Origin of the sequence: Luteitalea sp. (assembly GCA_009377605.1) — a bacterium.
In the GTDB taxonomy this organism is placed as follows: Bacteria; Acidobacteriota; Vicinamibacteria; order Vicinamibacterales; family Vicinamibacteraceae; genus WHTT01.
On the sequence record WHTT01000094.1, the window covers coordinates 1 to 224 of the forward strand.

Annotated in this window: 1 pseudogene (running past one end of the window); it reads right to left on the reverse strand. The window is 58.0% G+C overall.

From position 1 onward, the window contains the following. Positions 1 to 174: 174 nt before the first annotated feature. Positions 175 to 224 (reverse strand): annotated as a pseudogene (locus GEV06_23345) (TonB family protein) (it continues 868 nt past the right edge of the window).

Below are 224 nucleotides of genomic sequence, written 5' to 3' on the forward strand. Positions count from 1 at the left end.
CCGGCATCTGATCACGCCTCTGGCATCCTGCTCGCACCTCGTCGTCCTGCTCGTCCGCCCTTCCAAGTACGATGACGACCGGTATGTGATCAGACATTAATGCTGTCGTGTAGCCCCACGTGAGGGTGTGGGAACAGGGAGTCGGTCACTGTAGCGTGAAGTTCACGGTGACCGTCATAATGACCGGCACCGGTTGATTGTTGAGCATGGTCGGCGTGTACTGC